The organism is Frigoribacterium sp. RIT-PI-h, from assembly GCF_001297205.1.
GTDB lineage: Bacteria > Actinomycetota > Actinomycetes > Actinomycetales > Microbacteriaceae > Frigoribacterium.
Window position 1 is genome coordinate 22886 of the sequence record NZ_LHOZ01000080.1, and the last position, 18505, is coordinate 41390.

19 protein-coding genes and 1 tRNA gene are annotated in these 18505 nt (G+C 72.0%); 12 read left to right on the forward strand and 8 right to left on the reverse strand.

Features of this window, described 5'->3' with window-relative positions:
* Window positions 1-50 precede the first annotated feature (50 nt).
* From AEQ27_RS11715 to AEQ27_RS11730, 4 genes are all read left to right on the forward strand, one after another.
* Entirely contained in the window at window positions 51-1685 is a 1635-nt protein-coding gene (locus tag AEQ27_RS11715; protein WP_054146824.1) for a DNA repair helicase XPB, read from the forward strand.
* A complete protein-coding gene (locus AEQ27_RS11720) occupies window positions 1682-2245 on the forward strand; it encodes a hypothetical protein (RefSeq protein WP_054146825.1) in 564 nt (187 codons plus the stop codon). Before AEQ27_RS11715 ends, AEQ27_RS11720 begins: the two co-directional genes overlap by 4 nt.
* Before the next feature lie 106 nt (window positions 2246-2351).
* Window positions 2352-3044, forward strand: coding sequence for a response regulator transcription factor (locus AEQ27_RS11725; RefSeq protein WP_054146826.1), 693 nt, complete (start codon window positions 2352-2354; stop codon window positions 3042-3044).
* 117 nt (window positions 3045-3161) lie between these two features.
* On the forward strand, window positions 3162-4925 hold the full coding sequence (locus AEQ27_RS11730) for a cell wall metabolism sensor histidine kinase WalK (RefSeq protein WP_054146827.1): 1764 nt from the start codon (window positions 3162-3164) through the stop codon (window positions 4923-4925).
* A 275-nt stretch (window positions 4926-5200) separates the two neighbouring features.
* Here AEQ27_RS11730 and groL read toward each other — a convergent pair whose 3' ends face one another.
* The 5 genes from groL to AEQ27_RS11755 form a co-directional block, all read right to left on the reverse strand.
* On the reverse strand, window positions 5201-6820 hold the full coding sequence (gene groL / locus AEQ27_RS11735) for a chaperonin GroEL (protein ID WP_043593524.1): 1620 nt from the start codon (window positions 6818-6820) through the stop codon (window positions 5201-5203).
* 199 nt (window positions 6821-7019) lie between these two features.
* Window positions 7020-7223 carry a cold-shock protein gene (locus tag AEQ27_RS11740; RefSeq protein ID WP_054146828.1) on the reverse strand — a complete coding sequence of 68 codons (204 nt, stop codon included), beginning with the start codon at window positions 7221-7223 and terminating at the stop codon, window positions 7020-7022.
* Between the two features lie 306 nt (window positions 7224-7529).
* Window positions 7530-8102, reverse strand: coding sequence for a LytR C-terminal domain-containing protein (locus AEQ27_RS11745; RefSeq protein WP_054146829.1), 573 nt, complete (start codon window positions 8100-8102; stop codon window positions 7530-7532).
* A 17-nt stretch (window positions 8103-8119) separates the two neighbouring features.
* A complete protein-coding gene (locus tag AEQ27_RS11750) occupies window positions 8120-8407 on the reverse strand; it encodes a DUF3263 domain-containing protein (protein ID WP_054146830.1) in 288 nt (95 codons plus the stop codon).
* 139 nt (window positions 8408-8546) lie between these two features.
* On the reverse strand, window positions 8547-9521 hold the full coding sequence (locus AEQ27_RS11755) for a DUF2332 domain-containing protein (protein WP_054146831.1): 975 nt from the start codon (window positions 9519-9521) through the stop codon (window positions 8547-8549).
* A 91-nt stretch (window positions 9522-9612) separates the two neighbouring features.
* On the opposite strand from AEQ27_RS11755, the gene msrB reads away from it, so the two are divergent.
* Both msrB and AEQ27_RS11765 read left to right on the forward strand, forming a co-directional pair.
* Complete coding sequence (msrB, locus tag AEQ27_RS11760) at window positions 9613-10014, forward strand: peptide-methionine (R)-S-oxide reductase MsrB (RefSeq protein ID WP_054146832.1); 402 nt, start codon at window positions 9613-9615, stop codon at window positions 10012-10014.
* Complete coding sequence (locus AEQ27_RS11765; RefSeq protein WP_043593534.1) at window positions 10014-10559, forward strand: nitroreductase family protein; 546 nt, start codon at window positions 10014-10016, stop codon at window positions 10557-10559. The genes msrB and AEQ27_RS11765 overlap by 1 nt, the downstream gene beginning before the upstream one ends.
* A 31-nt stretch (window positions 10560-10590) precedes the next feature.
* On the opposite strand, the gene AEQ27_RS11770 is transcribed toward AEQ27_RS11765, so the two are convergent.
* Window positions 10591-10773: a hypothetical protein gene (locus AEQ27_RS11770; RefSeq protein WP_054146833.1), complete on the reverse strand. Its 183-nt coding sequence runs from the start codon at window positions 10771-10773 to the stop codon at window positions 10591-10593.
* A 146-nt stretch (window positions 10774-10919) separates the two neighbouring features.
* On the opposite strand from AEQ27_RS11770, the gene AEQ27_RS11775 reads away from it, so the two are divergent.
* Window positions 10920-10992, forward strand: a tRNA-Thr gene (locus AEQ27_RS11775).
* Between the two features lie 35 nt (window positions 10993-11027).
* On the opposite strand, the gene AEQ27_RS11780 is transcribed toward AEQ27_RS11775, so the two are convergent.
* A complete protein-coding gene (locus AEQ27_RS11780) occupies window positions 11028-11525 on the reverse strand; it encodes a MarR family winged helix-turn-helix transcriptional regulator (protein ID WP_054146834.1) in 498 nt (165 codons plus the stop codon).
* Between the two features lie 215 nt (window positions 11526-11740).
* On the opposite strand from AEQ27_RS11780, the gene AEQ27_RS11785 reads away from it, so the two are divergent.
* Window positions 11741-12706 carry an FUSC family protein gene (locus AEQ27_RS11785; RefSeq protein WP_152970338.1) on the forward strand — a complete coding sequence of 322 codons (966 nt, stop codon included), beginning with the start codon at window positions 11741-11743 and terminating at the stop codon, window positions 12704-12706.
* A 31-nt stretch (window positions 12707-12737) separates the two neighbouring features.
* Here AEQ27_RS11785 and AEQ27_RS11790 read toward each other — a convergent pair whose 3' ends face one another.
* Entirely contained in the window at window positions 12738-12983 is a 246-nt protein-coding gene (locus AEQ27_RS11790) for a hypothetical protein (protein WP_054146836.1), read from the reverse strand.
* A 64-nt stretch (window positions 12984-13047) separates the two neighbouring features.
* Here AEQ27_RS11790 and AEQ27_RS11795 point away from each other — a divergent pair, with 64 nt between their 5' ends.
* The 4 genes from AEQ27_RS11795 to AEQ27_RS11810 all read left to right on the forward strand — a co-directional run bounded on the left by AEQ27_RS11795 (window position 13048) and on the right by AEQ27_RS11810 (window position 18277).
* A complete protein-coding gene (locus tag AEQ27_RS11795) occupies window positions 13048-13329 on the forward strand; it encodes a hypothetical protein (protein WP_054146837.1) in 282 nt (93 codons plus the stop codon).
* 183 nt (window positions 13330-13512) lie between these two features.
* Window positions 13513-14535, forward strand: a complete 1023-nt coding sequence (locus tag AEQ27_RS11800; protein WP_054146838.1) for a 3-oxoacyl-ACP synthase III — start codon at window positions 13513-13515, stop codon at window positions 14533-14535.
* The gene (locus AEQ27_RS11805) at window positions 14532-17297 is read left to right on the forward strand and encodes an alpha/beta fold hydrolase (protein WP_054146839.1); all 2766 of its coding nucleotides are present in this window, start codon (window positions 14532-14534) and stop codon (window positions 17295-17297) included. Before AEQ27_RS11800 ends, AEQ27_RS11805 begins: the two co-directional genes overlap by 4 nt.
* On the forward strand, window positions 17294-18277 hold the full coding sequence (locus AEQ27_RS11810; protein ID WP_054146887.1) for an NAD(P)-dependent oxidoreductase: 984 nt from the start codon (window positions 17294-17296) through the stop codon (window positions 18275-18277). The genes AEQ27_RS11805 and AEQ27_RS11810 overlap by 4 nt, the downstream gene beginning before the upstream one ends.
* Window positions 18278-18505: the final 228 nt, after the last annotated feature.

The window sequence follows — 18505 nt, forward strand, 5'->3', positions numbered from 1 at the left end:
CCCCGCCCGGCTGTGAGAGGCGGCAGGAGGCGCGCCTAGACTCGTCCCTCATGACCGGACCCCTGATCGTGCAGAGCGATCGCACCGTCCTGCTCGAGGTCGCCCACGAGCAGGCGGAGGACGCGCGGCACGACCTCAGCGTCTTCGCCGAACTCGAGCGCGCCCCCGAGCACGTGCACACCTACCGCATCACCCGGCTGGGGTTGTGGAACGCACGGGCGGCCGGGCACAGCGCCGACGACATGCTCGGCACGCTCGAGAAGTACAGCAAGTTCCCGGTGCCGCAGAGCGTCAGCGTCGACATCGCCGAGACCGTCGCGCGCTACGGCCGCATCGTCATCGAGCGCGACGGCGACCAGTTGCTGCTGCGCGGCACCGACAGCTCCGTGTTGAGCGAGGTGACCCGGGCCAAGAAGGTCGGCGAGTTGCTCGGCGTCAAACGGGCCGACGACTTGTGGGAGCTCCTGCCCTGGGCCCGCGGCGAGGTCAAGCAGCAGCTCGTCAAGCTCGGCTGGCCCGCCGAGGACCATGCCGGCTACACGCCCGGCACCCCGCACGCCATCGACCTCGACGAGAGCGACTGGCACCTGCGCGACTACCAGCAGAAGGCGATCGACAACTTCTTCGAGGGCGGCTCGGGCGTCGTCGTGCTGCCCTGCGGTGCCGGCAAGACCCTCGTGGGCGCGGGGGCCATGGCGGCCGCCGGGACGACCACGCTGATCCTCGTCACCAACACCGTCTCGGCACGGCAGTGGCGCGACGAGTTGCTCAAGCGCACGTCGCTGACCGAGGACGAGATCGGCGAGTACTCCGGCTCGGTGAAAGAGGTCAAGCCGGTCACCATCGCCACCTACCAGATCCTCACGGCCCGCCGCGGGGGCAAGTACACGCACCTGTCTCTGCTGGACGCCCTCGACTGGGGTCTCGTGGTCTACGACGAGGTGCACCTGCTGCCCGCGCCGGTCTTCAAGCTGACCGCCGAGTTGCAGGCCCGCCGTCGCCTCGGCCTCACCGCGACGCTCGTGCGCGAGGACGGTCGCGAGAGCGACGTCTTCAGCCTGATCGGCCCCAAGCGCTTCGACGCCCCCTGGAAAGAGATCGAGGCGCAGGGCTTCATCTCGCCGGCATCGTGCTACGAGGTGCGGGTCGACCTGCCCCAGGAGGCGCGGCTCGAGTACGCGGCGTCCCCCGACGACGAGCGCTACCGGCTGGCCGCGACGGCCCCGGCCAAGCTCGACGCGGTCAAGCACCTCGTGGCGCGGCACGACGGCGAGCAGATCCTCGTCATCGGCCAGTACCTCGACCAGCTCGACGAGCTCGCCGAGGTGCTCGACGCCCCGACGCTCACCGGCAGCACGCCCGTCGACGAGCGCGAACGGCTCTACCAGCAGTTCCGCGACGGCGACCTCAAGGTGCTCGTCGTCTCGAAGGTCGCGAACTTCTCGGTCGACCTGCCCGAGGCGACCGTGGCGATCCAGGTCAGCGGCTCGTACGGGTCCCGGCAAGAAGAGGCGCAGCGACTCGGTCGCCTGCTGCGGCCGAAGAAGTCGGGCCTGCCGGCCTCGTTCTACACGCTCGTCAGCCGCGACACGGTCGACCAGGACTTCGCGCAGAACCGCCAGCGCTTCCTGGCCGAGCAGGGCTACAGCTACACGATCCTCGACTCACCGGTGGTCGCCGCGTGACCGACGAGCAGGGCGCCGACCTGCCCCTGGGCGACGACGAGCTCTGGCGCGACAGCCTGCGCCGGGTGTTCGCGGCCGACCAGGCCCCGTTCGCGACGTTCGGACCCCTGGTCGCCTCCCTGGACCACGACGCCATGGAATTCCGCGGCCAGGTCGCCCGGTTCGCCGAGTGGGACCCGTCGGTCGTCGTGTCGGTCGCCCGCACCTACGAGGTGCAGGGCGGACTCCACGCGGGGGCGACCCTCAGCATCGTGACCTGGAGCCCCGACCCCGAGGTCATCGAACGCAGCGACCTGCTCGCCGGGTCGCCCGTCAAGGACCACCTGTTCGCCGGCCTCAGCGCGATCGGTGCGACCGACGACGCCTCCGAGGCCCAGGTCGTCGCCGCCTCCGTCGAGGAGTTCCCAGGGTGGCAGATCACCCGGGCCTCGGGCTACACGGCGGTGCTCGAGCGGCGTGAGGGCGTGGACTTCACCCTGGCCGTGCCCGACGAGCTGCTCGAGCTCACCACGCGCGTCGCCCTGGTGCCCAACGTCGAGTGGTCCGGCCCCGACGCCTGAGCGTCCTGCCGTCACGGCCGCCTGAGGGCTGCCGCTCCGTCCACGTGCGGGTGACGTGCCTCCGGCTCACAGGAAACACCGAGGAGGCGCGCAGATACTGGGGCGCATGAGTGACGGCCCCAAGATCCTGATCGTCGACGACGAACCGAACATCCGCGACCTGTTGACCACCAGCCTGCGTTTCGCGGGCTTCGCCGTCCGTGCGGTCGGCAACGGTGCGCAGGCGATCTCGGCGGTCCTCGAAGAAGAACCCGACCTGATCATCCTCGACGTGATGCTGCCCGACATGAACGGGTTCGGGGTGACCAAGCGCCTCCGCTCGTCGGGCTACACGTCGCCCATCCTCTTCCTCACGGCGAAGGACGATACCGAGGACAAGATCACGGGCCTCACGGTCGGCGGCGACGACTACGTCACCAAGCCCTTTAGCCTCGACGAGATCGTCGCGCGCATCAAGGCGATCCTCCGGCGCACGATGAACGAGGACGAGGACGCGATCATCCGCGCCGGCGAGCTCACGATGGACCAGGACACCCACGAGGTCACCATCGGCGAGACGGCCATCGAGCTCAGCCCCACCGAGTTCAAGCTGCTGCGCTACCTCATGCTCAACCCGAACCGGGTGCTGTCGAAGGCCCAGATCCTCGACCACGTGTGGGAGTACGACTTCAACGGCGACGCCGGCATCGTCGAGAGCTACATCTCGTACCTGCGTCGCAAGCTCGACCAGTTCTCGACCGAGCCGATCATCCAGACCAAGCGCGGCTTCGGCTACATGCTGAAGGCCTCCAAGGCCTGACGGACCGCCTCCGGCCCGTCCACCCGTCGAAGCCCGACCGCCCCGAGCGGTCGGGCTTCGTCGCGCGTGCGGTGACGAGCGGGGTGTGCCCAGCCGGCTCCGATAACGTCTGACCTCATGCACGCTCGCCTCTCGCAGTGGTGGAACGAGATCTCCATCCGCACCAAGATCACCGGCATCACGGTGACCCTGGTCACCCTCGGCCTCGTCGTCGCCGGCCTCGGCACGATGACCGTCCTCAGCACCTACCTGATGGGGCAGGTCGACACGTCCCTGCGGAACTCGGCGACGAACTTCACCAGCGCCTCCTTCGACCAGGCGGACTCCCGGTCGTGCACCGTGAACTTCGCCGGTCTGACCAGCAGCTACGTGGCGATCCTCGACGACGAGGGCGACCTGATCTGCGACACCCGCTCACAGCTGTCGAGTGCCACCGACGCGCCCGACCTCTCCGGCGTCGGCGTCGCCGGCGCTCCCCTCGACGAGGCCTTCAACCGGTACAACGCGACCCGTGACAACGAGTGGCGCCTCTTCGCCCACGCGGCCAACCTGCGTTCGACCGACGCCCAGGGCGGCGTGACGACCGTGCCGGCCGTCATCGTGGCCGGCCCCAACCTGGCAGGCACCAACGCCCCCATCGGGCGCTTCGGCGGCATCTTCCTGGGGTTCGGCCTCTCGGTCGTCGTGCTCGGCGCCGCGCTCCCCCGCCTGCTCGTCACGTCGACCTTCGCGCCGCTGCGCGACGTCGAGGCCACCGCGGCCCGCTTCGCCGACGGCGACTTCACCCAACGACTCGACTCGACGACGCCGAACACCGAGGTGGGACGACTGAACCGGTCCCTCAACACGATGCTCAACCGCATCGACAGCGCTTTCGACGACCGGGCCAGGACGATCGACCAGATGCGCCGCTTCGTCGGCGACGCGAGCCACGAACTCCGGACTCCGCTCGTCTCCCTCCGCGGTTACGCCGAGCTGTACCGCATGGGCGCGCTCACCAAGCCCGAGGACGTCGCTCAGGCCATGGACCGCATCGAGAAAGAAGCCATCCGCATGGGCGTGCTGGTGCAGGACCTCCTCGCCCTCGCCCGTCTCGACGAGTCCAAGCCGCTCGAGCTCGGTCCCGTCGACCTCGTGCAGCTGGCGCGCGACTCGGCCCTCGACACGATGGCGTCGAACCCCGATCGAGACATCGACGTGATCGTGCTCGAGCCCGTCCTCGCCTCGGCGCAGGCTCCGACCGACGGCGACGAGACGTCGGCCGACGGACGCTCTCCCGAGACCGCGCCGCCAGCTGCGAGCACCGCCGCCGCGGGCACCTCGCCCACGGATGCCTCGGCCGGCGCGACGGGTGCGATCTCGTTCGCGGGCGCGACCCTCGCCCGCCTCCGCAGCCTGAGGGCTCGGGCCGTCCGCAACGGCGACACGGCCACCGCCGCCCAGCTCCAGGACGAGGTGCAGCGGTTCGAGGCCCCGGCCATCGTGCACGGCGAGGAGAACAAGATCCGCCAGGTGATCACCAACCTGATGGGCAACGCCATGCGGTTCACCGAGCCGGACAGCCCGATCGAGCTCGTGGTGCAGTCCGACCCCGGGCGCGGTGTCGCCACCGTCGCCATCGTCGACCACGGCGAGGGCATCCCGCCGCAGATCCGCGAGAAGATCTTCCAGCGCTTCTGGCGTGCCGACTCGTCGCGCACCCGCGACACGGGCGGCAGCGGCCTCGGTCTGGCCATCGTGTCGGGCATCGTCGCGGCCCACGGCGGCTCGGTGGACGTCGACGACACCCCCGGGGGTGGAGCCACGTTCCGCGTCGCCCTGCCGCTCATGCCCGCCGACGCGGTCACCGCGGCCGAGCCCGCCGCCGCCGCGACCGCTTAGCCCGACCGGCCCCGGCCCCGGCCCCACCGCCGAACCCTGCGGCCTGCACCACGTGCCCCGCACCCGTCCCACAGCGCCGGGAAGTGGACACTGCACCACGTCTTCCCGTGGCGTCGTGACCACATCCTGGCGTCGCGTCGTGTCTACTTCGTGGCGTCGTCCGGAGCCGCCCGAGCCGAGGGGCACGCTCTTCCCCCCGGCAACGCCGAAGGGCGGCTCCCCCGGAGGGGAACCGCCCTTGAGCGTGTGCGCGGTGTGAGCCGCGCGGCTGCGGACTAGAAGTCCATGCCACCCGAGGGGTCGCCGGCCGGAGCCGGGTTCTTCTCGGGCTTGTCGGCGACGACGGCCTCGGTCGTGAGGAACAGACCGGCGATCGACGCGGCGTTCTGCAGAGCCGAACGCGTGACCTTGGCGGGGTCGATGATGCCGGCGGCCAGCATGTCGACGTACTCGCCGGTCGCGGCGTTGAGGCCCCAGCCGATGTCGAGCCCGCGGACCTTGTCGGCCACGACGCCGGGCTCCATGCCGGCGTTGAAGGCGATCTGCTTCAGGGGAGCGTCGATCGCGACGCGGACGATGTTCGCACCCGTCGCCTCGTCGCCCTCGAGCTGCAGGTTCGCCAGAGCGGTCTTGCCGGCCTGGATGAGGGCGACGCCACCACCGGCGACGATGCCCTCTTCGACGGCGGCCTTCGCGTTGCGCACGGCGTCCTCGATGCGGTGCTTGCGCTCTTTCAGCTCGACCTCGGTCGCGGCACCCGCCTTGATGACGGCGACGCCGCCGGCGAGCTTCGCGAGACGCTCCTGGAGCTTCTCGCGGTCGTAGTCGCTGTCGGTCGCCTCGATCTCGCTGCGGATCTGACGGACGCGGCCGGCGATCTGCTCGTCGTCACCGGCACCCTCGACGATGGTCGTCTCGTCCTTGGTGATGATGACCTTGCGGGCACGACCGAGCAGGTCGAGCGTCGCGTTCTCGAGCTTGAGGCCGACCTCTTCGGCGATGACCTGACCACCGGTGAGGATCGCGATGTCCTGCAGCTGCGCCTTGCGACGGTCGCCGAAGCCGGGGGCCTTGACGGCGACCGACTTGAAGATGCCGCGGATCTTGTTCACGACGAGCGTGGCCAGGGCCTCGCCGTCGACGTCCTCGGCGATGATGAGCAGCTGCTTGCCCGACTGGATGACCTTGTCGACGATCGGCAGCAGGTCTTTGATGTTCGAGATCTTCGAGTTGACGATGAGCACGTAGGCGTCTTCGAAGACGGCTTCCTGGCGCTCGGGGTCGGTGACGAAGTACTGCGACAGGTAGCCCTTGTCGAAGCGCATGCCCTCGGTGAGCTCGAGCTCGGTGCCGAAGGTGTTGCTCTCTTCGACGGTGACGACGCCCTCTTTGCCGACCTTGTCGATCGCTTCGGCGATGAGTGCACCGATGGTGGGGTCGGCAGCGGAGATCGAGGCCGTGGCAGCGATCTGCTCTTTGGTCTCGATGTCCTTCGCGTCGGCGAGCAGCTGGTCGGAGACGGCCTGGGCGGCCTTCTCGATGCCGCGCTTCAGCGAGATGGGGTCGGCACCGGCCGCGACGTTGCGCAGACCTTCGCGGACGAGGGCCTGGGCCAGCACCGTCGCGGTGGTCGTGCCGTCACCGGCGACGTCGTCGGTCTTCTTCGCGACCTCTTTGACGAGCTCGGCACCGATCTTCTCGAAGGGGTCGTCGAGCTCGATCTCTTTGGCGATGGAGACGCCGTCGTTCGTGATGGTGGGGGCGCCCCACTTCTTCTCGAGCACGACGTTGCGACCACGCGGGCCGAGCGTGACCTTCACCGCGTCGGCCAGGATGTTCAGGCCACGCTCGAGGCCACGACGGGCCTCTTCGTCAAAAGCAATGATCTTAGCCATGTGTGTTTTTCGTCCCTCCCGGACGTCATGAAGCAGAAGCATTGGCACTCACGTGTCGCGAGTGCCAGCAACGATTCTGGCACTCGCCCGATGAGAGTGCAAGTGACGTGGCGGGGCCCGGACACACGAGCACGCCGCCACGGTGGACCGTGACGGCGTGCGGCGAGGGGGTGGGTGCGTCGACGCGCACCGACGGGCCTCAGGCGAGCCGGACGGACTCCGCCTGCGGCCCCTTGTCACCCGTGCCGACCTCGAACACGACGGCCTGACCCTCTTCGAGGACCTTGTACCCGCTCATGTCGATCGCCGAGTAGTGCACGAAGACGTCCTGGCCGTCTCCCTCGACGGTGATGAAGCCGTAGCCCTTCTCCGCGTTGAACCATTTCACGGTCCCGTTTGCCATGGTGTCGCTCTCCTTGCTGTGGTGGTACGGCGCGTGCGGTGCTGCAGAGCCGGGTCGTCGACGCAGTCATCTGCGAGCCCGGACGGGACAGCGTCACTCGTGCAGAACACCAGGTCGGCGAGCCGTGGGGGGCGACCAATTCCAGATGCTAATCACGCGAAAAGCGGAAAAGGGCACCTCATCCGAGAAACACCCGCAGAAAACGAGGATTTCACCGGTTATTAAACGTGGACGTAACACGGGAGGCGAGGTGAGGGCCCGACGGGGCCCGCGCCTCCTCGGATCGAGACCGCCAGGGCGGCGTCGTCAGGCGCTGTAGTCGGCCCCGAGGACGATCGTGACGGCGGCACCCGGGAAGGCGTCGCTCGCCTCGACGTCGGTGATGCCGAGCTGCTGGGCGAGTCCGAGCGCCGCGGCCTCGTCGTCGGCCGCCGAGTAGTAGACGGTGGACGTCGCGACGCGCTCGCTGGCGTTGCCCTGGGTGCCGACGCCCCAGCCGGCGGTCTCGAGCCGCTCGGAGGCCGAACCGGCGAGCCCGGCGGTGGCCGTGCCGTTCAGGACGGTGATGGTGGTGACCGAGGGGTCGACCTGCGAGGGGTCCGTCAGCGGGGCCACCGTCGGCGTGGCCGTCGGGGTCGCCGTCTCGGTGTCGGGCGCCTGGGCCTCGGCTGTGCTCGACGACGACGGGTTGACGAACTGGAAGCTGTTGTTCGCGACCCCGAGGTAGACGACCCCGGCACCGACGAGCACGCCGACGGCGAGGGCCGCCCAGGCGAAGCCGATCCAGCCGCTGCCGGGACGCTTCTCGGCCCTATGGGCCCCGACGCGGTCGAGGTCGGCGGGGACGTCGTCGAACCGGTCTCGGTCGAATTTCGGCATGCGTGGTCTCTCGTGGGTCAGCGGGTCGGACCGAACGAACGAGTCGATCGGGCGTCGCGGCGGGCGACTCGCAGGCGTTGCAGGCGGCCGACGAGCATGGGTGCGTAGGCCAGTGCAGCGGGTCGGTCTATGAGCGAGTTGAGCATCTGCTGGTAACGGACGACCCCGAGGCCGAACTCGCGACGGATCGCGGCCTCTCGCGCACCGGCCGAGGCAGGGGCACGCTGCTCGAAGTCGAGGACGGCGCGGTCGCGTTCGGACAGCACGCTCGAGCGCACGTCGTCACCTGTCGCGTTCTCGTCCATCGTGGCGGCCCTCCCCTGGGTTCCGGGTCATCCTACGGGCGGCACCCCGAGCGATCGCGGAGGCCGGGGGCGTGGTCCGACAACGCACCCACCCGACCGAGGCGCCGTCGGTCACCCGGTGCCGCGGGCCGGCTCACGGTCAGGCCGTGAGGCGCAGCCGCGTGCCGGGGGCGTCCCCCACGCCCAGCACCCGGCCGTCGAGGGCGAGGGCCGCGAACGCGTCGTCGGGAGACACCCCCGGCGGCACCTCGGCGACCACGTCCGTCAGCAGGTCGCGGCGCTCGTACGAGATCCACCGCGCACCCAACCGGCCGACCCCGTCGACGAAGGCCTGGCGCCGCCGACCCGGCAGGTAGACGAGCGTGCCCGTCGAGACCACGACCGGCGTGGCGCCCGACGGGGCCTCGTCCACGAGTGCGGCGAGACCGTCGACGGCGTCCGCCGCGACGAGCCGAGGAGGCGCGGTGCGGGCGAGCGCGACGGCCCGCCCCAGCAGGTCCCGCCGGTCACCGCGCTCGGGCGGCAGCAGCGTCTCGAGCCAGGCCACCTGCTCGGGGTCACGGACGTCGACCGGGTCGAGGTCGATCCCCGCCCGCCAGACGACCTCGGGCAGCCGTCCCGTCGGCAGCTCCGCCCGGGACCGGGTCGGGCCCTCGACGACGACGTCGATCCCGAGCTGCACCGTGCTCGACGCGTCACCCCAGGTCCGGTCGCCCGAGCGGTAGCCGTAGCGGTCGACACCGAGGCAGAGGCCGGCCGAGGCGCCGACCTCGATCAGGGCGATCGGGCCGGGTACGCGGGCCAGCGCGATCGACAGCGGGGCGCAGCGGCGCACGTCGTTGGTCTGGGTGAGTCTCCGACCGAGTTCGGCTACGACGTCGTCGGAGCGGGCGAGCAGCCAGGGCCTCAGCACCGACCAGGACCCGTGCGGCGCACCCAGCCACCGGCAGACCGCCAGGACGAGGACGGGCTGGCGCCGCGCCTCCTCGGCCCGGTCGACGACGGTGAGCGCCGCCGGATCGCCCGCGATGCCCCGCGCGAGCTCGGCCTGCGACGGCGACCCCTCGCGGTCGAAGGCGAGGGCCGCGGCCAGGAAGCGGTCGGAGGTGCTCACGACCAGGAGTCTGGCAGCCCGGTGGGGGCCGGGGAATCGTGCACCGGTCGACCGTGTTGAATGAGGAGTCCCGACTAGCGAGGAGATCATCGTGGCGTACAAGATCGAGAAGACCGACGAGCAGTGGCGCGAAGAGCTCGACGCCGAGCAGTACTCCGTCCTGCGGGAGGCCGCCACCGAGCGCCCCTGGACCGGTGAGCTGCTCGACGAGAGCCGTGCCGGCGTCTACGCCTGTGCGGCGTGCGGCGCCGAGCTGTTCAAGAGCGGCACCAAGTTCGACAGCGGTTGTGGCTGGCCGAGCTTCTACGAGTCGGTGGACGCGGAAGCGGTGCAGCTGATCGAGGACAACTCGCTCGGCATGACCCGCACCGAGGTCCGGTGTGCGAACTGCGGCTCGCACCTGGGCCACGTGTTCCCCGACGGCTTCGGCACGCCGACCGGCGACCGGTACTGCATGAACAGCATCTCGCTCGACTTCAAGGCCGCCGAGTAGTGAGCGCCGTCGCCGACGCCGCCCGGCGTCGACGGTCCCGGTCGAAGGTCACCGACGTCGCGCCGACGCACGAGCAGCTGCTCGACGCCGTGCGGTCGGCGGCGACGGTGGCGGACCACTCCGAGTTGCGCCCGTGGCGGTTGATCGAGTTCCGCGGCGACGACCGTCTCGTCGTGGGCCGATCGCTGGCCGACGCGGGTGGGGCCGAGGGCCACGCCCGCGACAAGCTGACGCAGAAGGCGCTGCGGGCGCCCTTGATCGTCGCGGTGGTCGTGTCGCCTCGCGAGAGCCGCAAGGTCCCCTACTGGGAGCAAGAGTCGGTCGCCTCGGGTGTGGCACACCTGCTGTCGCTCGTGCTCGACGACGAGGGGTGGGGCGTGTTCTGGCGTACCGGTGTCCTGACCCGGGCCCCCGAGGTGGCGACGGCGCACGGCCTGCGCGACGGAGAACAGCTGCTGGGTTGGCTCTACGTCGGCGGTCGTGACGGCGACGACGCCAAGCCGCGCAAGCTGCTCGACCCCGAGCAGTTCGTCAGCACGCCGTAGTCGGTCGATGCCCCTGCGGGCACCGACCCGGTCACCAGGTCTTGTGGCTGTTGCCGATCACCGTGATGGGCAGCCAGAACGACCCGGTCATCAGCACGATGCCCCCGAAGAAGACGAAGGCGTTGGGCTCGCCCGAGCCGAACGAGTAGGCGAACAGGGCGAAGCTGACGAAGAGCAGGGCGAGCGAACCGAGCGCGGTCAAGATCGTGGACAAAGGGGGCTCCTCAGGTCGGTGCGTCCGGCAGGCGCGGTGCGCTCCGTCTACTTCACCACTTCTCGGCCTCGGAGCGCCAATCCTGCACCGACCGCATCCTCGACGCCGAGTGGGGAGGCGCGGGCTGGGTAAGATGGGCGAGTCTCGCCGGCCTGGCGCAATTGGTAGCGCATCCGACTTGTAATCGGAAGGTTACGGGTTCAAGTCCCGTGGCCGGCTCTCTTCTTCCTGTCGTCCCGAGCGGACGTCACGAGTCAGCCCTCGAGGGCGACGAGCAGGTGACGCAGGCCGTCCGCGACGGCCGCGCGCGCCTCCTCGGGCAGGGCGGCGAGCATCGCCCGCTCGTCGGCGAGCTGCACCTCGAGCACGCGGTCGATCAGGCGGCGCCCGGCTGCGGTCGGCGCGACGAAGTAGCCGCGGTGGTCGGCGGGGTTCGCCGTACGGTCGACGAGGCCTGCCCCGAGCAGGCCCTTGAGGCGTTTCGTGACGGCCGGCGGCGACAGGAGCGTCTCGTCGGCCAGTCGCGTCGGGCTCATCGGGGCGTCGCGTCGGATGAGGGCCGCGAGCAGGTCGAAGTCCGTCCGCCCCAGGCCGAACTCGGCGAGCAGGTCGTCGCTGCGCCGCTGCACGATGCGGGCGAGCCGGTTGACGCGGCCGATCACGGGGATGGCCGAGACGTCGAGGTCGGGTCGGAGTTCGCGCCACCGGTCGTGGACGTCGTCGATCACGTCGCGGGGCCCGGGATCGGTCATGCGCTTGAGCCTACCGATGGTTCACGAGTAAAGTAGACGACAGATCATTCACCCGTGAAGCAGTTCGACGACGAGCGCCCACGCCGCGTCGACCAGAGGACCGCCCCATCACGACCACGACCCCCACCCACCGCCTGCTGCCGCACCCCCGCGACCTGGTCCGCTTCGGCCCGCACGACGGCGCACACCGCCCGGCCGCCCGCGTCGCCGCGTCCGTGCTCGCGCCGATGGTCGTGCTGGCGCTGATCGGTCACGTCGAGTGGACGCCCTACGCGGTCTTCGGGGCCTTCGCCTCGGCGTTCGGCCGAGGACTGCCCCGTTTCCAGCGGCTCGAGATGCAGCTCGAGGCCGGGCCCGCCCTCGTCGCCCGCGTGGTGCTGGGCCCCGCACTGGCCGCCTCGTCGGCCCCGGTCTGGGTGCTGGTCGTCACGATCGGTCTCGTCGCCGGCGTCACGTCCGCCGTCTCCGACCTGCGCCGCTGGAGCCCGCCCGGCCCGCTCTTCTTCGTCTTCGGCCTCGGCGTCTCGGCGTTCGTGCCCGCGAGCACGTCGACCGTCGCGGTGGCCGCGGCCGTCGCCCCGGCGAGTCTCGCCCTCGCCCTCCTCGCGTCGGTCGCGGGCGTGCTGCGGCCCGCCGGTCGCCGCGCGCTCGCCACCGCCGACGGACGCCGATGGAGGCGCGGCCCCCGCCCCCTGGACGGCCGACGGGCGGTCGCCCACGCCTCGGTCTGCCTGGTGGCCTCGATCGTCGCCGGGCTGATCAGCCTGGGTCTCGGCGTGCAGAGCCCGTACTGGGCGATGGTGTCGGCCGTGGTGCCCGTGGTGGGGACCGCGACGGCGGGCCAGCTCGTGCGGGCCGGCCACCGCCTCCTCGGCACCCTCGTCGGGGTCGGCCTCGCGGCCCTGCTGCTGGCCTGGCAGCCCGGGGTCGCGGCCCTGATCGTCGCCTTCGGCGTGCTGCAGTTCGCGACCGAGCTGCTCATCGTCCGCAACTACGGACTGGCGCTCGTGTTCATCACGCCCATGGCGCTCGGCATGCGGGCACTCGGCGGCGCACCCGTCGACGTGGGCGCCCTCGTGGCGGCCAGGACGGCCGACACCGCCATCGGGGTGGGCGTGGTGGTCGTCGTGCTGCTCGCGACGCACCGACTGCGGCGGCCCCGCCCGGAGGCGACCGTCTGAGCGGGTGGCCGGGACGGTCCCCGCGCTGCGGTCAGACCTGCCGCGCCCTCGCCCGACGGCCGTCCTTGCTCCACCAGACGAGGTCGGCGACGCCCTGCGCGATCAGCAGCACGGCCACGACCAGGATGATGACGGTCAGCGCCTGGACCGGCACCCCCGAGGCGATGTTGAGCACCTGCACGACGAGGCCGAACAGGCCGATCAGCACCTCGAACACGGCGGGCACCACGGCGCCCGTCTTCGTCAGGGTGAACCAGGGTCGCCGCAGGTCGCTCATGCACCCGAGGGTACAAGGTGCGCGGGCTACGATCGCCGGGACCCCGATCCGCCGAGGAGGCACCGTGCGACGACGAGACGTCCACGTCGACCCCGACGTGCCGAACTGGCTGCTCACCAAACGCGGCGGCATCGCCCTGCCCCTCGTCACGACGTTCTGCGCCCTCGTCGTGATCGCGAGCATCGTCGCCGCCCTGACGGTCGGCGGGGGCCACGTCACCGTCGTCACCGTGATCGTCGTGGCCGCCGGTCTGGGTGCCGTCACCTGGGCCGTGGCCGACCTCGTCTGGTGGACGCGTGACGACCGGCGCCGCGTCGTCCGACTGCCCCGCGACCCCGAGGCCTGACTCCGGAACCCCCGGTCACATGCCGTTCAGGGCATGGACGTGCCCCGTCAACCTGGCAACCACCCAGCGTCCGTCGCCGTAAACTGACGGATGCACCGAACCGGTGCCCACGACGTTCGGCTCCGCTCGCGACCCCGCGCGCGCGTGCAGCCCCACCCCGCCACAACTCGACAGGGAGTTCCGTTGAACGGAAACGCTACGACCCGGCACAGCAACGTCGCGTTGCTGTCGGTCACCAGCACCATGGCCGACCGGGTCACCACCTCCGAGAGCATCGACGAGAAGCTCGCCCCCGTGCTCAAACGCCTCAAGCTGCCGACGGGTCTGCTGCAGCGCGTCGCCGGCGTCTACGAGCGTCGCAACTGGAGCACCGAGCAGAGCTTCGACTCGGCGGCGATCGACGCGGGCAAGCGTGCGATGGCCGAGGCCGGCATCCGCCCCGACCAGGTCGGCCTGCTGATCAACACGTCGGTCACGCGCCCCCACCTCGAGCCCTCGGTCGCGGTCCGCCTGCACCACGGTCTCGGCTTGCCCTCGTCGGCGACGAACTTCGACATCGCCAACGCCTGCCTCGGCTTCGTCAACGGCATGACCCTCGCCGCCCAGCTGATCGACGCCGGCCAGATCGACTACGCCGTCATCATCGACGGCGAGGACGCCGACGACGTCCAGGTCAACACGATCGACCGTCTGCTCACCAAGGGCTACGGCCGCGACGACTTCATGAGCGAGTTCGCCAGCCTCACCCTCGGCTCGGGGGCCGCCGCCGCCGTCATCGGCCGCGCCGACCTGCACCCCGAGGGCCACCGCATCGTCGGCGGCGTCACCCGCGCCGCCACCGAGAACTACGACCTGTGCGTCGGCAGCGTCGACGGCATGTTCACCGACGCCAAGGCCCTGCTCAAGCGCGGCATGGAACTCGTCGTCTCGGCCTGGAAAGAGGCCAAGCGCGACTGGAACTGGCAGCGCATGGACCGCTACATCATGCATCAGGTCAGCGACGTGCACACCGGCGCCTTCGTCAAGGCCGCCGGCATCGACAAGAAGCTCGTCCCGCTCACCTACCCGACCCTCGGCAACGTCGGCCCGGCGTCGATCCCGATCACCCTGGTCGAAGAGAGCAAGACCCTCAGCAAGGGCGACCGGGTGCTGCTGATGGGCGTCGGCTCGGGCATCAACACCGCGATGATGGAACTCGCCTGGTGAGTCGGCTCCCGCGGTCCGCCGCCGCCGCGGCGCCGGCGTCCCGTCCCCCCGCGGGTCTCGACGGGCTCGAACCGTCGTGGTCGCGTCTCGTCGACGTGCCGTACGGGCTCGGCGCACACCGCGCCTCCCGCACGTGGCACGTCCTCGACAACGCCGAGGCGCTGGCCGCCGCCGGTGCCGAACCGGTCGGCACCATCCTCTGCGTCCACGGCAACCCCACCTGGTCCTACCTGTGGCGCCGCCTCGTCGCCCGCACGGTCGAGACGGCCTCCGCCGGCGGACCCGCCTGGCGGGTCGTCGCCGTCGACCAGCTCGACATGGGCTTCTCCGAGCGCACGGGCTCGCCGCAGACGCTGGCCCGCCGCGTCTCCGACCTGGGCGACCTGACGGACGCCCTCGAGGTCACCGGTCCCGTCGTCACCCTCGGCCACGACTGGGGCGGCGTCGTCTCGACGGGCTGGGCGGTCGACCACGCCGACCAGCTCGCCGGGCTCATGCTGCTCAACACCGCGATCCACCAGCCCGAGGGCGAGAAGATCCCCGCACCCCTGCGCCTCACCCTGGCCCGTGGCGTGCTGGGCCGGGCGACCGCCGGCCCGACGGGCTTCCCCGCCGTGCCCCTCGGCCCCCCCCCCCCGCCGCTCTCGGCCGAGGTGAAGGCCGGCTTCCGGGCTCCGTACCGCCAGGCCGACCGCCGCGGCGGCATCGGCGGCTTCGTGGCCGACATCCCGGTCGACGCCGAGCACGTCAGCAGCCCCGAGCTCGACCGCATCGCCGAGGGTCTGCGCGACCTCACCGTGCCGGCCCTGATGCTCTGGGGCCCGCGCGACCCGATCTTCTCCGACCGGTACCTCGACGACCTGGTCGACCGCCTGCCGCACGCCGACGTGCACCGCTTCGAGGGTGCGGGCCACCTCGTCGCCGAGGACGTCGACTACGCCGGGGCCGTGCTCACCTGGCTGGGCGATCGACTGCCCGACGGCGCGGCCGCGGTCGCCGCCCCGGCCGGAGCCGCCGCAGCCGAAGACGCAAGAGCCGAGGAGGCGCGGGTCGCCTCCCCGCAGGACCGCCCGCTCTGGTCGTACCTCGACTCCCTGGCCGACAGCCCGGCCACCGCGCTCGTCGAGATGGCCCCCGCGGGTGCCGACGGCCCCCGCTCGGTCAGCTGGAGCCCGCTCGCCCGTCGCGCCCACGAAATCGCCCTCGGTCGGCGCCGGCACGGTGCGCGCCCCGGCGACCGCGTCTCGTTGCTCGTGCAGCCCGGTGCCGACCTGACCGCCGTGCTCTACGCCCGCGTCCGCCTCGGCGCCGTCGTGGTCGTGGCCGACGCCGGTCTCGGCGTGCGCGGCCTGACCCGCGCCGTCCGGGGCGCCTGGCCCGACCACGTCATCGGCCAGCTCCCGGGGCTCACGGCCGCGACCGCCCTCGGCTGGCCGGGCCGCAAGATCTCGACGACGACGTTGTCGCCGGTCACCGCCCGGGCACTCGGCGTCGAGGCGTCGCTGCCCGAGATCGCCTCCCTCGGCCGCCGCGCCCGCAGCGTTCTCGCCGAGCTGCCCGCCGCCCCCACGGCCGACGCCGAGGCCGCGATCCTGTTCACCTCGGGCTCGACCGGCCCCGCGAAGGGCGTCGTCTACCGGCACGGCCAGCTGACCGCCCGGCGCGACGCCCTGGCCGCGCAGTACGGCGTCGGTCCGGGCCCCGGCCTGGTGGCCGGCTTCGCCCCGTTCGCCCTGCTCGGCCCCGCCCTCGGGGCGACGAGCGTCACCCCCGACATGGACGTCACGAAGCCGCGCACCCTGACCGCCCGGGCGGTCGCGGCGGCCACGGGGGCCGTGGCCGCCACCGGGGGGCTCCTCTCCCCCGCCGCGCTCCCCAGCGTCGTCGCGACGTCGGACGAGCGCGACGCCGCCGACCACCGCGCCCTGGCCGGCGTCGAGACGTTCCTGTCGGCGGGTGCGCCCGTCTCCGAGACGTTGCTGGCCGCGGCCGGCGACCTGATGCCGAACGCGACGCCCCACACGCCCTACGGCATGACCGAGGGCCTGCTGATGACCGACGTCACGCTCGAGGGCGTGCGCTCCGCGGCGGCCGACCGTGAGGCCGCCGTCGCCGCGGGCGCGCCCGACGCGGGTGGTGTCTGCGTCGGGCTGCCCGGCGCGACCACGACGGTGCGGATCGCTCCGCTCGACGACGCGGGCCGCGCCTCCTCGGCGTTCACCGACGACGCCGGCGTGACCGGCGAGATCGTCGTCTCGGCACCGCACGTCGAGGACCACTACGACCGTCTCTGGCTGACGCACCGCATCAGCCGCCTGGGCTCGACCGCCGAGACCCGCTGGCACCGCACCGGTGACGTCGGGCACCTCGACGCGCAGGGTCGACTCTGGGTCGAGGGCCGCCTGCCCCACGTGATCACGACGGCCACCGGCGTCCTGACGCCGGTGGCGTCCGAACAGGCCGTGGAGGCGCGGGCCGGCATCGCCCGCGCCGCTGTCGTCGGCGTCGGCCCGGCCGGCACACAGCAGGTCGTCGTCGTGGCCGAGACCGTCCCCCCGGCTCGTCGTCCGGGGCTGGCGTCCGCGGCCCTGGCGGCTTCGGTCCGCTCGGCCGTCGGGTCGGCGTCGGGTCGGCCCGTGGCCGCGGTGCTCGTCGTGCCGCGGCTGCCGACCGACGTGCGACACAACAGCAAGATCGACCGCACGGGCCTCGCCGCGTGGGCGACCTCGGTGCTGTCCGGCGGTCGGATGCGCCGTCCGTGAGGGTGCTGGTCACCGGGGCGAGCGGCCTGCTCGGCGGAGCCGTCGCCCGGGCCGTCGCCGACGCCGGGCACGAGGTCACCACCTTCCAGCGCCGGGCCTCGGGCGTGCCCGGTGCCCGCGACGTGCTCGGATCGATGACGAACACGCGGGCCGCCGCCGCCGCCGTCCGCGACCAGGACGCGGTCGTCCACCTCGCGGCGAAGGTGTCGCTCGCGGGTGACGCCGCCGAGTTCGAGGCCGTCAACGTCGGGGGCACGCGCTCCCTCGTCGAGGCGATGCGCGCCTCCTCGGTGTCGCGGCTGGTCTTCGCCTCGCCGCCGTCCGCGGCGCGCGCCGGATCGCCGATCGCCGGCGCCGACGCGCTGCCCGCCTCGCCCGGCCATGCCCGCGGCGACTACGCCCGCACCAAGGCCGCGGCCGAGCGCGTCGCCCTCGGGGCGGCGGACGCCGACTTGCGTGTCGTGGCCGTCCGTCCGCACCTCGTCTGGGGCCCGGGCGACACCCAGCTCGTCGAGCGCATCGTCGACCGGGCCCGCTCCGGGCGCCTGCCGCTGCTCGACCACGGCGCCGCCCTGATCGACTCCATCTACGTCGACAACGCGGCGTCCGGCATCGCCGCGGCCCTCGAGCGCGTGGACGAGGTCAGCGGCGAGTCGTACGTGATCACCAACGGCGAGCCCCGCACCGTCGCCGACCTGATGGCCGGGATCTGCGCGGCCGCCGGGGTGCCCGCCCCTCGCCTGCGGGTGCCGGCCGGAGTCGCCCGCGCCGCGGGGTCACTCGTCGAGCGCGTCTGGGCCGTGCGACCGGGCGCCGACGAACCACCCATGACGAGGTTCCTCGCCGCGCAGCTGTCCGCCGCGCACTGGTTCGACCAGCGGCGCACGCAGCACGACCTCCGGTGGACGCCCGAGGTGAGCGTCGACGAGGGCCTGCGCCGGCTCGCCGCCTGGTACGCCGCCGGCCAGCCCGCCGTCTGAGGCCGGCCCCGCCAGCCCTGCCATCTCCGTCGAGGTGTCACGACGTGCCGCTCACCTTCGAACGCGAGCGGCACGTCGTGACATCTCGGCGAGTCCGTGCCCGGACCGGGACCCGGGGCCGGGCTGCGTCCCCCGTTCTCTGGGCGAGGCCGCACGTCCCGCCACGCGGACCCGGCCTACCGTCACCCGGGGGACGGCAGCGGCCGGCACGGCCGACGGAGGCCGGGC